Annotated in this window: 18 protein-coding genes and 1 rRNA gene; 5 read left to right on the top strand and 14 right to left on the bottom strand. The window is 69.7% G+C overall.

Going from position 1 to position 18,387, the window contains the following annotated elements; all coding sequences use genetic code 11:
- Positions 1-277: 277 nt before the first annotated feature.
- A 16S ribosomal RNA gene (locus DFJ66_RS33775) occupies positions 278-1,793 on the bottom strand.
- Between the two features lie 522 nt (positions 1,794-2,315).
- Positions 2,316-3,590, bottom strand: coding sequence for a tyrosine--tRNA ligase (gene tyrS / locus DFJ66_RS33770; RefSeq protein WP_121227338.1), 1,275 nt, complete (start codon positions 3,588-3,590; stop codon positions 2,316-2,318).
- 107 nt (positions 3,591-3,697) lie between these two features.
- Here tyrS and DFJ66_RS33765 point away from each other — a divergent pair, with 107 nt between their 5' ends.
- Positions 3,698-4,132, top strand: coding sequence for a hypothetical protein (locus DFJ66_RS33765; protein ID WP_121227336.1), 435 nt, complete (start codon positions 3,698-3,700; stop codon positions 4,130-4,132).
- Between the two features lie 94 nt (positions 4,133-4,226).
- The gene (locus DFJ66_RS33760) at positions 4,227-4,748 is read left to right on the top strand and encodes an EF-hand domain-containing protein (protein WP_211351401.1); all 522 of its coding nucleotides are present in this window, start codon (positions 4,227-4,229) and stop codon (positions 4,746-4,748) included.
- 7 nt (positions 4,749-4,755) lie between these two features.
- Here DFJ66_RS33760 and DFJ66_RS33755 read toward each other — a convergent pair whose 3' ends face one another.
- Both DFJ66_RS33755 and DFJ66_RS33750 read right to left on the bottom strand, forming a co-directional pair.
- On the bottom strand, positions 4,756-5,652 hold the full coding sequence (locus DFJ66_RS33755; protein WP_121227334.1) for an NADP-dependent oxidoreductase: 897 nt from the start codon (positions 5,650-5,652) through the stop codon (positions 4,756-4,758).
- 2 nt (positions 5,653-5,654) lie between these two features.
- Entirely contained in the window at positions 5,655-6,119 is a 465-nt protein-coding gene (locus tag DFJ66_RS33750; protein ID WP_121227332.1) for a luciferase domain-containing protein, read from the bottom strand.
- A 67-nt stretch (positions 6,120-6,186) separates the two neighbouring features.
- On the opposite strand from DFJ66_RS33750, the gene DFJ66_RS33745 reads away from it, so the two are divergent.
- A complete protein-coding gene (locus DFJ66_RS33745) occupies positions 6,187-6,588 on the top strand; it encodes a winged helix-turn-helix transcriptional regulator (RefSeq protein ID WP_211351400.1) in 402 nt (133 codons plus the stop codon).
- 2 nt (positions 6,589-6,590) lie between these two features.
- On the opposite strand, the gene DFJ66_RS33740 is transcribed toward DFJ66_RS33745, so the two are convergent.
- Genes DFJ66_RS33740 through argC form a run of 9 tightly spaced genes read right to left on the bottom strand, consistent with a single transcriptional unit; the run spans position 6,591 to position 15,043 of the window.
- Entirely contained in the window at positions 6,591-7,211 is a 621-nt protein-coding gene (locus DFJ66_RS33740) for a DNA-3-methyladenine glycosylase (RefSeq protein WP_121227330.1), read from the bottom strand.
- Positions 7,195-8,586, bottom strand: a complete 1,392-nt coding sequence (gene argH, locus DFJ66_RS33735; protein WP_121227328.1) for an argininosuccinate lyase — start codon at positions 8,584-8,586, stop codon at positions 7,195-7,197. The genes DFJ66_RS33740 and argH overlap by 17 nt, the downstream gene beginning before the upstream one ends.
- A gap of 27 nt (positions 8,587-8,613) precedes the next feature.
- The gene (locus tag DFJ66_RS33730) at positions 8,614-9,357 is read right to left on the bottom strand and encodes an argininosuccinate synthase domain-containing protein (protein WP_121227326.1); all 744 of its coding nucleotides are present in this window, start codon (positions 9,355-9,357) and stop codon (positions 8,614-8,616) included.
- Positions 9,350-9,847: an arginine repressor gene (locus DFJ66_RS33725; protein WP_121227324.1), complete on the bottom strand. Its 498-nt coding sequence runs from the start codon at positions 9,845-9,847 to the stop codon at positions 9,350-9,352. The genes DFJ66_RS33730 and DFJ66_RS33725 overlap by 8 nt, the downstream gene beginning before the upstream one ends.
- Positions 9,844-10,770, bottom strand: coding sequence for an ornithine carbamoyltransferase (gene argF / locus DFJ66_RS33720; RefSeq protein WP_121227322.1), 927 nt, complete (start codon positions 10,768-10,770; stop codon positions 9,844-9,846). Before argF ends, DFJ66_RS33725 begins: the two co-directional genes overlap by 4 nt.
- Positions 10,770-11,978: an acetylornithine transaminase gene (locus DFJ66_RS33715; protein WP_121227320.1), complete on the bottom strand. Its 1,209-nt coding sequence runs from the start codon at positions 11,976-11,978 to the stop codon at positions 10,770-10,772. The genes argF and DFJ66_RS33715 overlap by 1 nt, the downstream gene beginning before the upstream one ends.
- A complete protein-coding gene (gene argB / locus DFJ66_RS33710) occupies positions 11,938-12,855 on the bottom strand; it encodes an acetylglutamate kinase (protein ID WP_121227318.1) in 918 nt (305 codons plus the stop codon). The genes DFJ66_RS33715 and argB overlap by 41 nt, the downstream gene beginning before the upstream one ends.
- Complete coding sequence (gene argJ / locus DFJ66_RS33705; protein ID WP_121227316.1) at positions 12,852-14,033, bottom strand: bifunctional glutamate N-acetyltransferase/amino-acid acetyltransferase ArgJ; 1,182 nt, start codon at positions 14,031-14,033, stop codon at positions 12,852-12,854. The genes argB and argJ overlap by 4 nt, the downstream gene beginning before the upstream one ends.
- Positions 14,030-15,043, bottom strand: coding sequence for an N-acetyl-gamma-glutamyl-phosphate reductase (gene argC, locus DFJ66_RS33700; RefSeq protein WP_121227314.1), 1,014 nt, complete (start codon positions 15,041-15,043; stop codon positions 14,030-14,032). Before argC ends, argJ begins: the two co-directional genes overlap by 4 nt.
- Before the next feature lie 189 nt (positions 15,044-15,232).
- Between argC and DFJ66_RS33695 the strand changes: the two genes are divergently transcribed.
- The gene (locus tag DFJ66_RS33695) at positions 15,233-15,868 is read left to right on the top strand and encodes an HAD family hydrolase (protein ID WP_121227312.1); all 636 of its coding nucleotides are present in this window, start codon (positions 15,233-15,235) and stop codon (positions 15,866-15,868) included.
- 14 nt (positions 15,869-15,882) lie between these two features.
- Positions 15,883-16,722 carry an alpha/beta fold hydrolase gene (locus DFJ66_RS33690; protein ID WP_121232128.1) on the top strand — a complete coding sequence of 280 codons (840 nt, stop codon included), beginning with the start codon at positions 15,883-15,885 and terminating at the stop codon, positions 16,720-16,722.
- Between the two features lie 233 nt (positions 16,723-16,955).
- Here DFJ66_RS33690 and sthA read toward each other — a convergent pair whose 3' ends face one another.
- Positions 16,956-18,368: a Si-specific NAD(P)(+) transhydrogenase gene (sthA, locus tag DFJ66_RS33685; protein WP_211351399.1), complete on the bottom strand. Its 1,413-nt coding sequence runs from the start codon at positions 18,366-18,368 to the stop codon at positions 16,956-16,958.
- Between the last annotated feature and the right edge of the window lie 19 nt (positions 18,369-18,387).

Here is an 18,387-nt window from a genome sequence, read left to right as displayed (position 1 = left end):
CTACCAGCTCACTGGCGGTTCGAAGGCGGAGATAGCCCTGTGTCTTCTCGCTGAAAGAGACACTCGCGTGTTCTCTCAGGACCCAACAGCGTACCGAACAAGACTCAGAAGCCCCTCCGCGACCCTTCCACGCCCCCGAGGAGGCAGTACTAACTCGCGGAACAACAACCGACCTTGCATTAGCCAGCATCCACTAATATGAGCTCCACCGATCGATCGTTCGCCGACCGCGTGGCCTCCACCGTGATCCGAAGACCGCGGTGCAGATGCTCCTTAGAAAGGAGGTGATCCAGCCGCACCTTCCGGTACGGCTACCTTGTTACGACTTCGTCCCAATCGCCAGTCCCACCTTCGACCGCTCCCCCCCATACGGGTTGGGCCACGGGCTTCGGGTGTTACCGACTTTCGTGACGTGACGGGCGGTGTGTACAAGGCCCGGGAACGTATTCACCGCAGCGTTGCTGATCTGCGATTACTAGCGACTCCGACTTCACGGGGTCGAGTTGCAGACCCCGATCCGAACTGAGACCGGCTTTTTGGGATTCGCTCCACCTCACGGCTTAGCAGCCCTCTGTACCGGCCATTGTAGCATGTGTGAAGCCCTGGACATAAGGGGCATGATGACTTGACGTCATCCCCACCTTCCTCCGAGTTGACCCCGGCAGTCTCCCATGAGTCCCCGCCATAACGCGCTGGCAACATGGAACGAGGGTTGCGCTCGTTGCGGGACTTAACCCAACATCTCACGACACGAGCTGACGACAGCCATGCACCACCTGTACACCAGTCCGAAGAGGCCTACATCTCTGCAGGTTTCCGGTGCATGTCAAGCCCAGGTAAGGTTCTTCGCGTTGCATCGAATTAATCCACATGCTCCGCCGCTTGTGCGGGCCCCCGTCAATTCCTTTGAGTTTTAGCCTTGCGGCCGTACTCCCCAGGCGGGGTGCTTAATGCGTTAGCTGCGGCACGGAGGACGTGGAAGCCCCCCACACCTAGCACCCACCGTTTACGGCGTGGACTACCAGGGTATCTAATCCTGTTCGCTCCCCACGCTTTCGCTCCTCAGCGTCAGTATCGGCCCAGAGACCCGCCTTCGCCACCGGTGTTCCTCCTGATATCTGCGCATTTCACCGCTACACCAGGAATTCCAGTCTCCCCTGCCGAACTCAAGTCTGCCCGTATCGACCGCAGGCTCCACGTTAAGCGTGAAGTTTTCACGGCCGACGCAACAAACCGCCTACGAGCTCTTTACGCCCAATAATTCCGGACAACGCTCGCACCCTACGTATTACCGCGGCTGCTGGCACGTAGTTAGCCGGTGCTTCTTCTGCAGGTACCGTCACTCACGCTTCGTCCCTGCTGAAAGAGGTTTACAACCCGAAGGCCGTCATCCCTCACGCGGCGTCGCTGCATCAGGCTTTCGCCCATTGTGCAATATTCCCCACTGCTGCCTCCCGTAGGAGTCTGGGCCGTGTCTCAGTCCCAGTGTGGCCGGTCACCCTCTCAGGCCGGCTACCCGTCGTCGCCTTGGTAGGCCATCACCCCACCAACAAGCTGATAGGCCGCGGGTCCATCCCATACCGCCGGAACTTTCCACCACAACGGATGCCCGAAGTGGTCGTATCCGGTATTAGACCTAGTTTCCCAGGCTTATCCCAGAGTACAGGGCAGGTTACCCACGTGTTACTCACCCGTTCGCCGCTCGTGTACCCCGAAGGGCCTTACCGCTCGACTTGCATGTGTTAAGCACGCCGCCAGCGTTCGTCCTGAGCCAGGATCAAACTCTCCAATAAGGATTGTGTTTGATCGCTCGAACAACACTGACTCGCAGACCGGAATATGGCCCGCTCAAATGTCAGTTGTCCAGTCAATCTCAAAGGAAACCTCTTGACGAGGTTCATAAATTTACTGGCTATTCGGCACGCTGTTGAGTTCTCAAAGAACACGCGCTCGACATCACTCACCGCCGAAAAGCGGCTCGATCCGAAGGCTTGTGCATTCAGTAAGCTTGTGTTTGAAACCGAACGCCCATGGCCACAGCGACTCGAAGAGTCCGGGCTGGGTCTTCCTGTTTCGCGGTCACCCACTCTACCACACTAGGTGGGAGCTTGGTTCGTGACCCCCGCCGCGCTCCGTTCCGGCTCTTTCGTTCCGGCCCGTTCCGCGCTGGCAGAGAGAAAGTTACACGCACCCGAACCGGAGGTCAAATCGGGGGCGCAGCGTGGCTCCACGGGCCGAAACCGCAGGTCAGCAGCCCGTGCAGCACTCGCCACCACGCTATCCGACCGGCCTTGCGCGCAACAGTGTGACCGCGATCACACCAGAACGCGCACGCCGGCCGTGTTCCGCTTGCCCCGGCGCACCACCAGCCACGACCCGTGCAGCAGGTCTTCGCTGGTCGGGACCCACTCCTCGTCGGCGACCTTCGCGTTGTTCACGTACGCGCCGCCCTCCTTCACCGTGCGCCGCGCCGCGCCCTTGCTGTCGGCCAGGCCGGAGCTGACGAGGAGGTCGACGATCGTGGGACGGTCGGCCAGGCGCACCTCTCCGGTCGGGGCCTCGGCCATCGCGGCCTCCAGCGTCGACAGGTCGAGCTCGCGCAGCTCGCCGCGGCCGAACAGCGCCTGGCTCGCCGCGATCACCTGCTTGGTCTGGTGCTCGCCGTGCACGAGGTCGGTGAACTCCTGGGCCAGCCGCTTCTGCGCGGCCCGCAGGTGCGGCGCGGACGCGGTCTGCTCCTCCAGCTCCGCGATCTCCTCGCGGGACAGGAAGGTGAACATGCGCAGGTACCGGAGCACGTCGGCGTCACCGACGTTCACGAAGTACTGGTACCAGGCGTACGGCGACGTCATGGTCGGGTCCAGCCACAGGTTGCCGCCGCCGGTGGACTTGCCGAACTTGCGGCCCTCGGCGTCGGTGACCAGGGGTGCGGTCAGGGCGTGCACGGACTTGCCGTCGACCTTCCGGACCAGGTCCACGCCGCCGATGATGTTGCCCCACTGGTCCGAGCCGCCCACCTGGAGCCTGGTGTCGTACTTCCGGTTGAGCTGGAGGTAGTCGTGCGACTGGAGCAGGAGGTAGCTGAACTCGGTGTAGGACATGCCGTCGCCGTCGAGCCGCCGCTTGACCGTCTCGCGCGCGAGCATGACGTTGATCGAGAAGTGCTTGCCGACGTCCCGCAGGAACTCCAGCACCGACACCCCGCCGGTCCAGTCGAGGTTGTTCACCACGATCGCCCCGGTCGGCGAGTCGTCGAACTCCACGAACCGCTCCAGCTGGCCGCGGATGCGCTGCGCCCAGTCGGCGACGGTGTCGAGCGTGTTGAGGGTGCGCTCGGCGGTGTCGCGCGGGTCGCCGATCATGCCGGTGGCCCCGCCCGCGAGGACGATCGGCCGGTGGCCGGCGCGCTGGAAGCGGCGCAGCATCAGCAGCGGGACGAGGTTGCCGGCGTGCAGGCTGGGCGCGGTCGGGTCGAAGCCGCCATAGAGGGTGAGCGGGCCCGAGTCGAGATCCTTGCGCAGGGCGTCGAGGTCGGTGGACTGCGCGATCAGGCCGCGCCAGGACAGCTCGTCGAGGATGTGCTCACTCACGGCTGACCATTCTCCCCTACCAGGGCAAAGCGGTTTGCGCAGGTGCCCGTCGGGGTATGCGGGAGTCCGAGGAGCGGGGGGCACACCTAGTCGAGAGGACTCGGCCGATGACCTACCCCGATCGCGACCCACGTCCCGTCGACCGGCCCACCGAGGCGTTGCGCCCGGTCGGTCAGCCCGTGCACGAAGAGGTGGTCGAGCACGGTGACAGCCGGGTCCGGACCGTCCGCGCGGTGTGCGCGGTGATCGACGTGATCTGCTGGGTGTTCGCCATCGTGCTGGCCGTGCACATCTTCCTGGTGATCGCGGGCGCCAACCCGGCCAACGGGTTCGCGCAGATCATCGAGTCGTGGTCGGCCGGCGTGTCGTTGGGTCTGCGCAACCTGTTCACGCCCGCCAACGACGCGCTGCGGACGCTGCTGAACGACGGTCTCGCCGCGATCCTGTGGCTGGTGATCGGCGCGCTGCTGACGAACCTGATCACGCGCGTGGCGCTGCCGGCGGGCGAGCGCCACGCCTGGTACCGCCGGACCGTCCGGTAGCACTACGTTCGGTCACCGGCGGGCTCACCCGGGTGAGGAAAAATCGCCCCGCTGGTCAATTGTCGTCGGGCCGCCCGGCCGCCACGTTTGCTGGGTGGCCAGCGACTTGCAGAAGCGGAAGAGCTCCATCGTCTTCACGGCGATGGACGCCGACGACGACGGTTTCCTGGAACGGGCGGACTTCGAGGCGCTCACCGACCGGTGGGTGGCGATCCGCGGGGACAGCGGCGAGGCGCGGTTGCGCGAGCTGATGATGGGCTGGTGGGAGACGCTGCTGTCGGCGTCGGACCGGGACCGCGACGACAAGGTCACCTTCGACGAACTGCTGGAGGTGGTGGACGACCTCGGCACCATGCTGGACCTGGTGGTGGCGACCGCGGAGTCCATGTTCGAGGCGGTGGACGAGGACGGTGACGGGCGGATCTCCGCCGAGGAGTACTCGTGGATGATCCGCGCGTGGACCGGCTCCGAGACGCCGACGGACGAGGCGTTCGCGCGGCTGGACCTCGACGGCGACGGGTCGCTGTCCAAGAGCGAGTTCACGCGGCACTGGGTGGAGTTCTGGGCGGGCGACGACCCCGACGCGCCGGGCACGCACGTGTTCGGGGCCGTCTGACCCCCGCTCAGATCGTCACGGCGAGCTTGCCGACCGTGCCGCGGGTGAAGTCCTCGACCGCGCGGGTGGTGTCGGCCAGGTCGTAGACGCCGGCGAGCGGGACCCGCAGGCGTCCGGCGACGACGTCGTCCGCGAGGGCCGCCAGGGTGGCGGGGCTCGGGTCGGCCATGATCGCCGTGGCGGTGACGGCCGGGTCGTCGGGGACGTGGTGGACGGTGGTCGCGAACCGGCCGCCGGGGGTGAGCCGTCCGGCGACGGTGGCGCCGTCCCCGGCGAGGTGGATGGCCGCGTGGACCGGCGCGAGGGTGCCGAGGTCGTCGGGGTGCACGGCGTGCGTGGCGCCCAGGCCCGTGACGAAGGCGGCTTCCGCGCCGGGCCGGGCGGTCGCGATGACCGTGGCACCGCGTGCGGCGGCGAGCTGGACGGCGAACGCGCCCACGCCGCCGGTCGCGCCGGAGATGAGGACGGTCTCGCCTTCCTTCGGGTCGACGGCGTCCACGGCGTTGCGGGCGGCGGTGCCGGCGAGGCCCAGCGCGCCGGCGCGGGCGTGGTCGAGACCGTCGGGGATGCGTGCGACGCCGTAGGCGGCGTTGACCACGACGTACTCGGCGAAGCCGCCTTGGCCGAGGGTCGGGCGCATGACGACGCCGAACACGTCGTCGCCCGGCCGGAAGTCGGTCCCGTCGCCCACGGCCTCGACGCGGCCGGCGAAGTCCTTGCCCAGGACGACGGGGAACTCGTACTCGTAGACGCCCTTGAGGTAGCCGCCGAGGACGCCCAGGTCGAAGCCGTTGACCGAGGAGGCGTGCACGCGGACGAGCACCTCCCCGGGACCGGGCTCCGGCACGGGCAGCTCGGTGAGCGCGGGGGCCGCGCCGAACTCGGAGAACGCGACAGCGCGCATGGTCAGCCTTCCTCGGAGGTGGCCTGCTGCCACGAGGCGTGCAGGACGGTGGTGGCGACGGCGAGTTCGTCCTCGTCGCGCGGGGCGTAGAGCATGACGATCGTGTCCGGCCACTCGGGGCGGCGGCTGATGGGGTGCGCCTCGGCCCAGCCGGCCGTGTGGAGGGGTTCCACCAGCGGTTTCGGCACGGTGAGGTGCAGGAAGCCGGCGCGGTGGATGTGGCCGAACTCGTCGGTGCTGGGGTGCAGGAACGCCTCCCACGGCCCGGTCGGGTGGTGCAGGCGCAGGGCCAGCGAGGCGGGTTCGGAGACCTGGCTGGGTCCGGTGAACACGCCGGGCAGGGCGCGGGCGGTCTCGACGAGCGCGTCGCGGATGTGCGCGGGCGAGAACTGGTCGAGCTGGTCGTGCGGGATCTCCCGACCGGTGGTGGTCGGCCGGGGTCCGGGTCTGGTCGGTAGGTCGATCACGGGTACCGCACTTTCTGTGCGTTGGTTACTGCTTGTGCGGTTCCCGATCCTGGTCGAGGATGCGCCTATGACGGAAGACGGCACATTGACCCGCCCTCCGCACACCGGTGTGCGTGTCTCCGGCGAGCACCCGATGTGCGAGCTGCGCGACGTGCTCGACCGGGTGGGCGACAAGTGGAGCGTGCTCGTGATGAGCCTGCTCGGCGACGGGTCGCGGCGCTACTCGGAGCTGCAGCACTCGATCGAGGGCATCTCGCAGCGGATGCTGACGCTGACCCTGCGGTCGCTGGAGCGCGACGGGCTGGTGACGCGGACGGTCACGCCGACCTCGCCGCCGCGGGTGGACTACGCGTTGACGCCCGTGGGGGTGACGCTGTCGGAGCAGGTCAGCGCGTTGATGCGGTGGGCGGAGGAGCACCGGGGGTACGTGGCGGAGTCCCGCGTGCGGCACGACGCCGGCAGCTCCTGAGCTCAGCTCACGCGGGTGCGGCGGGTGCCTCGGCGGTACGTGCTGACCGCCGGCGAGTCGATCCAGAACCGCCACGGGACGTCGACCGCCACCGCCACGCCGACGCGCGGGCCGGTGCGGATGTCCGTCGCGGGGTCGCCGGCCAGGAGGCGGACGGAGGCGTCGGGTTCGGTGAGGTCGATGCCGTTGTGCGCGCGGTCCAGGCCCAGGACGCCGGTCAGCCGGGCCGGGCCCTTCGCGAGTTCGGCGTGGTTGCGGGCGGACGGACGGCGCATCTGGGCCAGGTCCTCGCCGTAGACGACCTCGCCGGCGCGCAGCAGCACCGCACCGGGCACGCCGTCGGTCAGGGACACCACGTTGGCGCAGAAGTGCATGCCGTAGACGAAGTACACGTACAAACGACCCGCCGGGCCGAACATGACCTCGTTGCGCGGCGTGCGGCCCCGGTAGCAGTGGGACGCCGGGTCGTCGCCGCCCCGGTACGCCTCCACCTCCACGATGCGCACGCCGACGACACCTTCGGGGGTCGTGCTCTCGATGATCGACCCGAGCAGGAGCCGGGACGCGTCGACGGGGTCGACGGCCAGCTCCTGCTCGGTGAGCTGCCTAGGCGCGTCGAGCAAGGCGTGCCTTGTCCCGCAACCGCTTGAGCTGTTCGGCCACCCGGTCGGGCGCGGTGCCCCCGTGCGCGTCGCGCGACGCGATCGAACCTTCCACGGTCAACACGCTACGCACCTCGGGCGTGAGGTGGGGCGAGATCCCCGCGAACTCGTCGTCGGTGAGGTCCTCCAGGCCCACGCCCCGGGCCTCGGCCGCGCGCACGCACTCGCCCGCCGCCTCGTGCGCCACGCGGAACGGGACGCCCTGCCGCACCAGCCACTCGGCGATGTCGGTGGCCAGGGTGAACCCGGCGGGCGCGACCTCGGCCATGCGGGCGGTGTCGAAGCGCATGGTGGCGATCATCCCGGCCAGCGCGGGCAGCAGGAGTTCCAGCTGCTCGACGGAGTCGAACAGGGGCTCCTTGTCCTCCTGGAGGTCCCGGTTGTAGGCCAGCGGCTGGGCCTTGAGGGTCGCCAGCAGGCCGGTCAGGTTGCCGATCAGGCGGCCGGACTTGCCGCGGGTCAGCTCGGCGACGTCGGGGTTCTTCTTCTGCGGCATGATCGAGCTGCCGGTGGCCCAGGCGTCGTCCAGCACGGCGAAGTGGAACTCGGCCGTGGTCCAGATGATGACCTCTTCGGCGATCCGGGACAGGTTCACGCCGATCATGGCCAGCACGAACGCGATCTCGGCGGCGAAGTCGCGGGACGCGGTGCCGTCGATCGAGTTCTCCACCGGCGCGTCGAAGCCGAGGTCCTCGGCGACCGCCGCCGGGTCCAGGCCCAGCGACGAGCCCGCCAGCGCACCCGAGCCGTACGGGGACACGGCGGCGCGCTTGTCCCAGTCGCGCAGCCGGTCGATGTCGCGCAGCAGGGCCTGGCCGTGCGCCAGGAGGTGGTGGGCGAGCAGCACGGGCTGCGCGGACTGGAGGTGCGTGCGGCCGGGCATGACGGCCGTCGGGTGCGCCTCCGCCTGACCGGCCAGGGCGTCCACGACGTCCAGCACGCCCTCGGACACGCGGTGCGCGGCGTCGCGCAGCCACATCCGGAACAGGGTCGCGACCTGGTCGTTGCGGGACCGGCCGGCGCGCAGCTTGCCGCCCAGCTCGGGGCCGGCGCGTTCGATGAGGCCGCGTTCCAGGGCGGTGTGCACGTCCTCGTCGGCCAGGGTCGGGGTGAACGCCCCGGAGGCCACGTCGGCTTCCAGCGCGTCCAGCGCCGCGATCATCCGGTCGCGCTCGTCCTCGGTCAGCAGGCCCGCGCGGTGCAGCACGCGGGCGTGCGCGCGGGAGCCCTTGATGTCATAGGGCGCCAGCCGCCAGTCGAAGTGCGTGGACGCGGACAGCAACGCCATCGCGTCCGCCGGTCCGCTCGCGAACCGGCCGCCCCACAGAGAACTCACGTCTACCTCTTCACCGTTTCCCAGCCGTCACACGGCTGCGCGAATGCCTTCGGTCGTGGCTCGGCCGCCGTGCAGCACGAGCCGGATCTCGCCGGACACGTCCCCCTGGGTGTGCTCGATGAAGGTGTCCAGCGCGTCCTTGAGGGGCGAGTACCACAGCCCGTCGTGCACCAGTTCACCCCAGCGCCGCTCCACCCGCCGCTTGAAGCGCACCAGGTCGCGCTCCAGGGTGATCTCCTCCAGCTCGCGGTGCGCGGTGATCAACGTGGCCGCGCCGTGCCCGCCGGTGCGCAGGTTGACCTCGCGCAGCGCCTGCCCGGCGGTCACCGTCTCGCCGTCGAGCGCGACCGGCACACCCCGGTCGAAGGTCACCACGAGCTCCTGGGGGTCGTCGCCGTGCGGGACGGCGCTGCCCGACCACACGGTCCGGGACGCGGCCGGCGCGTGGTCCAGCACGATCACCCGCAGGTCGGGGGCCAGGGCGTGCAGGCACGTGCCGAGGCGTTCGCCGCCGCTGTGCGCGACGGTGGTCGCGCCGTGCTCCCGCGCGGTGGCGACCACGTGCTTGGCCACCAGCGGGTCGGCCAGCGCGGAACCGGACGCTTCGGCGGCGTTGGCCAGCAGCGCGGGCAGGCAATAGGAGTCGGCGAACTCGTCGGCCGCGTCCACCAGCACCTCGTCCACGTCGACCACCACGACGTCGGCCGCGGCTAAAGCGACGGCGAAGGTCTCGAACGTCTCCCTGCCGACCACGACGACCCGTTCAGGCACCGTTGGGTCCCTGGTCGTCCCCGGCGGCCAGCGCGAGGATGCGGGCCGCGAGGTCCGCGCCGGTCATCGGCTCGCGGGCCACGATGATGATCGTGTCGTCGCCCGCGATGGTGCCGACGATCTCGTGCAGCGCCGCCCGGTCCAGGGCGCTGGCCAGGAACTGCGCCGCGCCCGGCGGGGTGCGCAGGACGGCCAGGTTGCCCGACGAGTCGGCGGAGACCAGCAGTTCGTTGAGCACCCGGACCAGGCGGGACGTCCCGCCTTGGACGCCGCGCACGGGACTGCCGTCCTCGGGGATGACGTACACGGGCGCGCCGCCGTCCGGGCCGCGCAGCTTGACCGCGCCCAGCTCGTCCAGGTCGCGCGACAGCGTGGCCTGGGTGACGTCGATGCCTTCCATCGCGAGGGTCTTGGCCAGCTCGGACTGGCTGCGGATGGCCCGCTGGCTGACCAACTCGACTATGCGGGCCTGCCGCGCGGTTCGGGTCATGAGCTGTTCTCCAGCAGCCACACCAGCAGGGCCTTCTGGGCGTGCAGGCGGTTCTCCGCCTCGTCCCAGATCGCGCTGTCCGGGCCGTCGAGCACCTCGTCGGTGATCTCCCAGCCGCGGTGCGCGGGCAGGCAGTGCAGCACGGTCGTCTTCACGCCGGTGGACGCCACCAGCGCCGAGTTCACCTGGTACGGGCGGAACGGGCCGACGCGGTCGCGGCCGTCGTTCTCCTGGCCCATCGACGTCCACGTGTCGGTGACCAGCACGTCCGCGCCCTCCACGGCCTTGCGCGGGTCGATGACCACCTCGACGGACCCGCCGGTCTCGGCGGCGCGCTTGCGGGCGTCGTCCAGCGCCCACTGCTCGGGCTGGAACCCGGCCGGGGCCGAGATCCGGACGTGCATGCCGGCGGTGGCGCCGCCGAGCATGATCGAGTTGGACATGTTGTTGGCGCCGTCGCCGAGGTAGGTGACGGTGAGGCCGGCGAGCTTGCCGTGCACGCGCCGGATGGTCTGCAGGTCCGCCAGCACCTGGCACGGGTGGAACTCGTCGGTCAGCGCGTTGATCACCGGGATGCGCGAGACCGACGCCATCGCCTCGATGCGCTTCTGCGCGAACGTCCGCCACACCACCGCGTCCACGTAGCCGGACAGGATGCGGGAGGTGTCCTCGATGGTCTCCTCGCGGCCCAGCTGCATCGAGCGGCCGTCGATGATGACCGGGTTGCCGCCCAGCTGGGCGATGCCGACCTCGAACGACAGCCGGGTGCGGGTCGAGTTCTTCTCGAAGATCACCGCGACCGACTTCGGCCCGGCCAGCGGCTTCGCGCTGGTGCGGTCGGCCTTGTAGGTGTCGGCCAGGTCGAGCACCTCGGTCTGCTCGGCGGGACTCAGGTCGTCGTCACGCAGGAAGTGCCGGACCATCAGGACTCCTCGCTCGGCGGCAGGAAGGACGGGAGGTCGGCCACCAGGCGGTGGGCGTCGGACTCGTCGAGCACCAGCGGCGGCGCGAGCCGGATCACGTCCGGCTGGATGGGGTTGATCAGATAGCCGGCCTGCTGCGCGGCAGCCGCGATCTTCGCCGAGACCGCCTCGCGCAACGTGATCCCGAGCAGCAGGCCGGCTCCCCGCACACCGGAGATGAGCGGGTGGCCCAACGCCTCCACACCGGCGGCGATCTCCTTGCCGACCGCGGCGGAGTGCTCCAGCAGACCGTCGGCGGCGATGGTGTCCAGGACGGCCAGGGCCGCCGCGCAGCACACCGGGTTGCCGCCGAACGTCGTGCCGTGCTGGCCGGGCTGGAACAGGTCCTTGGCCGCGCCGAACGCGATGCACGCGCCCAGCGGCAGGCCGCCGCCCAAGCCCTTGGCCAGGGTCATGACGTCCGGGACGATGCCGAACTGCTGGAAGGCGAACCAGGAGCCGACCCGACCGATACCGGTCTGCACCTCGTCCAGCACCAGCAACGCGCCGTGCTCGGCGGTGATCGCGCGAGCGGCCTGGAGGTAGCCCTCCGGCGGCACGACGACACCCTGCTCGCCCTGGATCGGCTCCACGAAGAACGCGGCGGTCTCGTCGTCGATCGCGGCCTCGAGAGCGGCCACGTCACCGAACGGGACGTGCACGACCCCCGGGACCAGCGGTTCGAACGGCTCGCGCTTGGCGGGCTGGCCGGTCAGGGCGAGCGCGCCCATCGTGCGGCCGTGGAACCCGCCCTCGGTGGCGACGACCTTGGTGCGGCCGGTGCGGCGGGACAGCTTGAACGCGGCCTCGTTGGCCTCCGCGCCGGAGTTGGTGAACAGCACGCGGCCGTCGCCGTCCTGGCCGGTCAGGTCCAGCAGGCGCTCGGCGAGCTTCAGCGCGGGCTCGTTGATGTAGAGGTTCGAGGTGTGGCCGAGCTTGCCGATCTGCTCGGTCACGGCGGCGATGATCGCCGGGTGGGCGTGGCCCAGGGCGTTGACGGCGATGCCGGTCAGCAGGTCCAGGTAGCGGTTGCCGTCGGTGTCCCAGACGTAGGCGCCCTCGCCTCGCTCGAGGGTGAGACCAGGCGTGCCGTAGTTGTTCATCATCGCGGCTTGCCACCGCTGCTGGTCAGTCACTCTCGTCCACCCCTGTCGAATTGCCGACTCCATCGGCGGTCACCATCGTGCCAACACCCTCGGACGTGAAGACCTCCAACAACACCGAGTGCGCCAACCGCCCGTCGATGACGTGCGCCTCGGGCACACCGCCGCGCACCGCTCGCAGGCAGGCTTCCATCTTCGGCACCATGCCGCTGTCCAGGTCCGGCAGCAGCTTCTCCAGCTCGGACGAGCGGATCTGGTGCAGCAGCGAGCTTTTGTCCGGCCAGTCCGCGTACAGGCCCTCCACGTCGGTGAGGACCACGAGCTTCTCGGCCTTGAGCGCCACGGCCACCGCGCCGGCGGCGGTGTCGGCGTTGACGTTGTGCACCACGCCGTCCGCGTCCGGGGCGACCGTGGAGACGACCGGGATGCGGCCGGCGTTCACGATGTCCAGCACGGCGTCCGGGTTGACGTCCACGATGTCGCCGACCAGGCCGATGTCGACCGGCTCGCCGTCGACGATCGCCGGGCGGCGGGCGGCGGTGAGCAGGTGGGCGTCCTCGCCGGACAGGCCCACCGCGTACGGGCCGTGCTCGTTGATCAAGCCGACCAGCTCGCGCTGCACCTGCCCGACCAGGACCATGCGCACGACGTCCATCGCCTCGGGCGTGGTCACGCGCAGGCCGCCGCGGAACTCGCTCTCGATGCCCAGCCGCTTGAGCATGGCCGCGATCTGCGGGCCGCCACCGTGCACGACGACCGGGTGCAGGCCGGCGAGCTTCAGGAACACCATGTCCTGCGCGAACGCCCGCTTCAGCTCGTCGTCCACCATGGCGTTGCCGCCGTACTTGACGACCACCGTGGCGCCCCGGAAGCGCTGCAACCAGGGCAGCGCCTCGATCAGGACCTCGGCCTTCTCGCGCGCCTTCGAATTCGGCAGAGTCATGAGCTGTAGGCGCTGTTCTCTTCGACGTAGGCGTGCGAGAGGTCCGTGGTGAGGACGGTGGCGGTGCCGTCGCCCAGGTTCAGGTCCACCACGATCTCGATGTCCCGGCCGGACAGGTCGGCCTCGCTGCGGTCGGCGGCCTTGTGGCCATCGGCGAACAGGGTGACGCCGTTGATCGTGATGCCGAGTTTGTGCTGGTCCACGGTGGCCTGGGAGCGGCCCACGGCCATCGCGATGCGGCCCCAGTTCGGGTCGGAGCCGAACAGGGCGGTCTTGACCAGGTTGTCCTCGGCGACCGTCTTGGCGATGACCACGGCTTCGGCCTCGTCGACCGCGCCGTTGACGGTGATCGAGATTTCCTTGGTGACGCCCTCGGCGTCGCCTTGGAGCTGCTTGACCAGGTCGCCGGCGACGGCCGTGAGCAGTTCGGCGAAGTCCTCGGGGCTGGGCGTGACGCCCGACGCGCCCGAGGCCAGGACCAGGACGGTGTCGTTGGTGGACGTGCCGCCGTCGACGTCGAGCCGGTCGTAGGTCTTCTTGGTGGTGGCGCGCAGGGCCGCGTCGAGGGCGTCACCGTCGATGACGGCGTCGGTGGTGATGACGCTGAGCATCGTGGCCATGTTCGGGGCGAGCATCCCCGCGCCCTTGACGAAACCGCCGACCGACCAGCCGTCCGGGTGGGCGGCGAAGGACTGCTTGGGCCGGGTGTCGGTGGTCATCACGGCCGTGGCGGCGTTCAGACCGGCCTCGACGCTGGTGTCCAGCTCCTTGGCGGCGACCTCGATGCCGGCCTTGAGGTTGTCCATCGGCAGGCGCTCGCCGATCAGGCCCGTGGAGCAGACGGCGACCTCGATCGCGCCGACACCCAGCACCTCGGCCACCTTCTCGGCGGTGGCGTGGGTGTCCTGGAAGCCCTCGGGACCGGTGCACGCGTTCGCGCCGCCGGAGTTGAGCACGACCGCGTTGAGCTTGCGCTCCTTGAGCACCTGCTGCGACCACAGCACGGGCGCGGCCTTGACCTGGTTGGTCGTGAACACGCCCGCCGCGGCCTGGCCGGGACCCTCGTTGACCACCAGCGCCAGGTCCAGCGCGCCGGACTCCTTGATGCCGGCGGCGACACCCGCGGCCTTGAAGCCCTTGGGGCCGGTGACGCCCTTGTCACGGACGGGGTTGTTCACGGTGCCACTCCCACGGTGGACAGGCCGGTGGTCTCCGGCAGGCCGAGTGCCAGGTTCATGCACTGCACCGCGGCGCCCGCGGTGCCCTTCGCCAGGTTGTCGACGGCGGCGACCACGACCAGGCGGTTCAGGTCGCGGTCGACGGTGACCTGGAGCTGCACGGCGTTCGAACCGAGCACCGCGCCCGTGGTCGGCCAGTGGCCTTCCGGCAGCAGGTGCACGAACGGCTCGTCGGCGTAGGCCTTCTCGTAGACCGAGCGCACGTCGTCGTCGCTGGTCAGCGTCGCGGTGCAGGTGGCGAGGATGCCCCGGGGCAGCGGCGCGAGGACGGGCGTGAAGGACACCTTGACCTCGCGGCCGGCGACCTTGGACAGGTTCTGCGTGATCTCGGGGGTGTGCCGGTGCGTGCCGCCGACGCCGTACGCGGACAGCGACCCCATCACCTCCGACCCGAGCAGGTTCGGCTTGAGCGACTTGCCCGCGCCGGACGTGCCGGACACGGCGACCACGGTCACCTCGGGCTCGATCAGCCCGACCGCGGGCGCGAGGGCCAGCGAGGACACGGTCGGGTAGCACCCCGGCACCGCCACGCGCTTGGTGTTCTTGAGGACGTCCCGCTGACCAGGCAGTTCAGGCAGACCGTAGGGCCACGAGCCCGCGTGGGTGCCGCCGTACCAGCGCTCCCAGGCCTGCGCGTCGGTCAACCGGTGGTCGGCGCCGCAGTCGATCACCAGGATGTCGTCGCCCAGTTGCGCGGCGATCTCGGCGGAGTGACCGTGGGGCAGGGCGAGGAAGACGACGTCGTGGCCGGCGAGGTTCTCGAGGTTGGTCTCCCCGAGCACCCGATCCCCGAGCGGCAGCAGGTGCGGTTGGTGGGCCAGCAACGGGGTACCCGCGTTGCCACCGGCGGTGAGCGCGCCGATCTCCACCTCCGGGTGCCCGAGCAGGAGCCGCAACAGCTCACCCCCGGCGTACCCACTCGCCCCAGCGACCGCGATCCGTACCGTCATGCGGATAAGTATGCACGCTCGTGCAAAGTCACTCAAATACGCTTTCCCGATGGACCCCCGCGACCTTCGTCACCCACCCCGTCGCCTGCCACCCCCTCGCCTGCCATCCCTTCCCCCACCGCGCCCTCCCCCACCGTGCCCCCTCGCCCGCGACCCCCTCACCCACCGCCTCGCCACTACCTTGCCCCCATGAGGGCAGTGATCTTCGACTGGCGGGGCACCCTCGTGCTCACGCCCACCTTCCGCGGCTGGGTCACCGAGGCTCTGCGCCGCCTCGGCCGCGACACCTCCACAGCGGCCGACGTCATCGCGGCGATCGACGTCGGCCGCCTCGACGCCCCCGGTGTCGACGCCGACGCCACCCTCCACCGCGAGACCTACTACGGCGCCTTCGCCGACGCCGGCCTGGACGACGAGCTGGCCGACGCGCTGTACGAAGTGGAGTCCGACCCCGCGTTCAACCCGTTCGCGGTGGACGCCGCAGCCACGCTGAACGCGTTGCACGACAACGGGATCCGCATCGCAGTCCTCAGTGACATCCACTTCGACGTCCGACCCGCGTTCGACGGCCTCCCAGTCGACTCCTTCGTGTTGTCCTTCGAGCACGGCGTGGTGAAGCCGGACCCGGCCATCTTCCGGATCGCACTCGACGAGCTCGGCACCTCCCCCGACGAGACGCTCATGGTCGGCGACCGCGCCACCCACGACGGCGCCGGCGTGAACGTCGGCCTGCCCACCCTCCTCGTCCCCCCGTTGCGGGACGTCGGCGACGCCAGGCTCCACCTCGTCACCAACCTAATGGTTGCTAACGGCTCTAAGCGTTAGATAGTGTGGGCGCCATGCTGCTCCCCAAGGTCTTCCACCGGCACGTCGAGGTCGACGGCGTCCAGGTCTTCTACCGGGAGACCGGTCCGGCGGACGCGCCCACGCTCCTGCTGCTGCACGGTTTCCCGAGCGCGTCCCACCAGTTCCGCCGCCTGATGGACGCACTCGGGACCCGCTACCACCTCGTCGCCCCCGACTACCCGGGCTTCGGCCACAGCGGCGACCTCGACCACCACACGTTCGAGCGACTCGCCGACGTCGTCGAGGGTTTCGTGCAGGCGATCGGCCTGACCCGGTTCGCCCTGTACACGTTCGACTTCGGCGGCCCGGTCGGCTTCCGCCTGGCGACCCGGCACCCGGAGTGGATCACCGGCCTGGTCGTGCAGAACGCCAACACCTACGCGGAGGGCCTGTCCGAGGCAGCGCAGGGCTTCGTCGCCAACCACGACCGCGACGTCGCACGCGGCCTGATGACCCTCGCCTTCACCAGGTCCCAGTACGAGGACGGCACCACCGACCCGAGCCTGGTCGATCCCGACGCCTGGACCCTGGACCAGAACTTCCTGGACCAGCCGGGCCGCACGGAGATCCAGGTCGACCTCGCGCTGGACTACCACACGAACGTCGCCCTGTACCCGCGCTGGCAGGAGTGGCTGCGCACCCACCAGCCACCGACCCTCGTCGTCTGGGGCCGCGGCGACGGCATCTTCACCGAAGACGGCGCAAAGGCCTACCTCCGCGACGTACCGGACGCCGAACTGCACATCTTCGACACCGGCCACTTCGCCCTGGAGGAACACGTCACCGAAATCGCCCCCTTGCTCGCCACCTTCCTCGACCGCCTACCAGCCTGAACCGACCGAACGGCAAGTCCCAGCAGCCCAACCGAGCGACAAGGCCCCGGCAGCCCGGCCGAGCGGCACAGTCTGCTGCGGCCAAGCGAGCGACGAGGACGCGGTAGCCGGGTGAAAGTAGGCGCGCCCGGCCGCTTGGTCCCGCTTGGTCCCGCTTGGTCGCGCTTCCGCGCTTGGTCGCTCCCGTCCCTCTCGTCCCCCGCTCGTCCGCTCTCGTCGCCTCTCGTTCCCGCTCAGGCGCCGAAGCGGTCGAGGGCTCGGATCTTGTTGGTCACGTCCAGCGCCGCCACCTTGTACGCCTCGGACAGGGTCGGGTAGTTGAAGACGGTGTCCACCAGGTAGTCCACCGTGCCGCCGCACGCCATGACCGCCTGTCCGATGTGGACGAGGTCGGTCGCGCCCGTGCCGAACAGGTGCACACCCAGCAGCTTGCGGTCCACCGTGGACACGAGCAGCTTCAGCATCCCGTAGGCGTCGCCGACGATCTGGCCCCGCGCCAGCTCCCGGTAGCGGGCCAGGCCGACCTCGTACGGGGTCGCCGACGCCGTCAGCTCGGCCTCGGTGGCACCGCAGTACGAGATCTCCGGGATCGTGTAGATCCCGATCGGCTGCAACGCCGACAGCTCGTTCACCGTCTCGCCGAACGCGTGGTACGCGGCCAGCCGGCCCTGGTCCATCGACGTCGCGGCCAGGGCCGGGAAGCCGATCACGTCGCCCACCGCGTAGACGTGCTCCACCGACGTGCGGTAGTGCTCGTCCACGGTCAACCGACCGCGGTGGTCGGCCTCCAGGCCGGCGGCGGCCAGGTTCAGCTCCTCGGTCGCGCCCTGGCGGCCCGCCGAGTACATGACGGCCGCCGCCGGGATGCGCTTGCCGCTGGCGAGGGTGGTCACGGTGCCCTGTTCGGACACGGCGACGTTGACCACCTTCTCCCCGAACCGGAACGTGACCGCCAGGTCCCGCAGGTGGAACTTCAGCGACTCCACGATCTCCGGGTCGCAGAACTCCAGCATGCGCTCCCGCTGTTCGACCACCGTCACCCGGCTGCCCAGGGCGGCGAACATCGAGGCGTACTCGATGCCGATCACCCCGGCCCCGACCACGACCATCGACGACGGGATCTCCTCCAGCGCGAGCACCTCGTCCGAGTCGAGGACGCGCTCCTCGTCGAAGTCGACCTGCGCCGGGCGGGCCGGGCGGGTGCCGGTGGCGATCACGATCTTGTCCGCCGAGACCGTGTGGTGCTCGCCCCGGTGCACGCCCTGCACCGCGACCGTGTGCGGGTCGACGAACCGGGCCGTCCCGGTGAGCAGGTCGACCTGGTTGCGGTGCAGCTGGGCCCGCACGACCTGGACCTCGCGCCCGATGACGTGCTGGGTCCGGGCGAGCAGGTCCGAGATCGTGATGTCCTTCTTGACCCGGTAGTCCGCGCCGTACAGCTCGCGCTGACTCATCCCGGTCAGGTACATCACCGCTTCCCGCATGGTCTTCGACGGGATCGTGCCGGTGTTCGCGCACACGCCGCCGACCATGTCCGCCTTGTCCACGATCGCGACCCGCTTGCCGAGCTTCGCGCCCGCGATGGCCGCCTTCTGCCCGCCGGGACCGGATCCGATGACGAGCAGGTCGTAGTCGAACTCGCTCATGACCGAAGCGTGACACATC

This window comes from Saccharothrix variisporea, assembly GCF_003634995.1.
Taxonomy (GTDB): Bacteria; Actinomycetota; Actinomycetes; order Mycobacteriales; family Pseudonocardiaceae; genus Actinosynnema; species Actinosynnema variisporeum.
The sequence above is the reverse complement of the archived record's forward strand: the minus strand, read 5'-3'. Positions and strand labels throughout refer to the sequence as shown.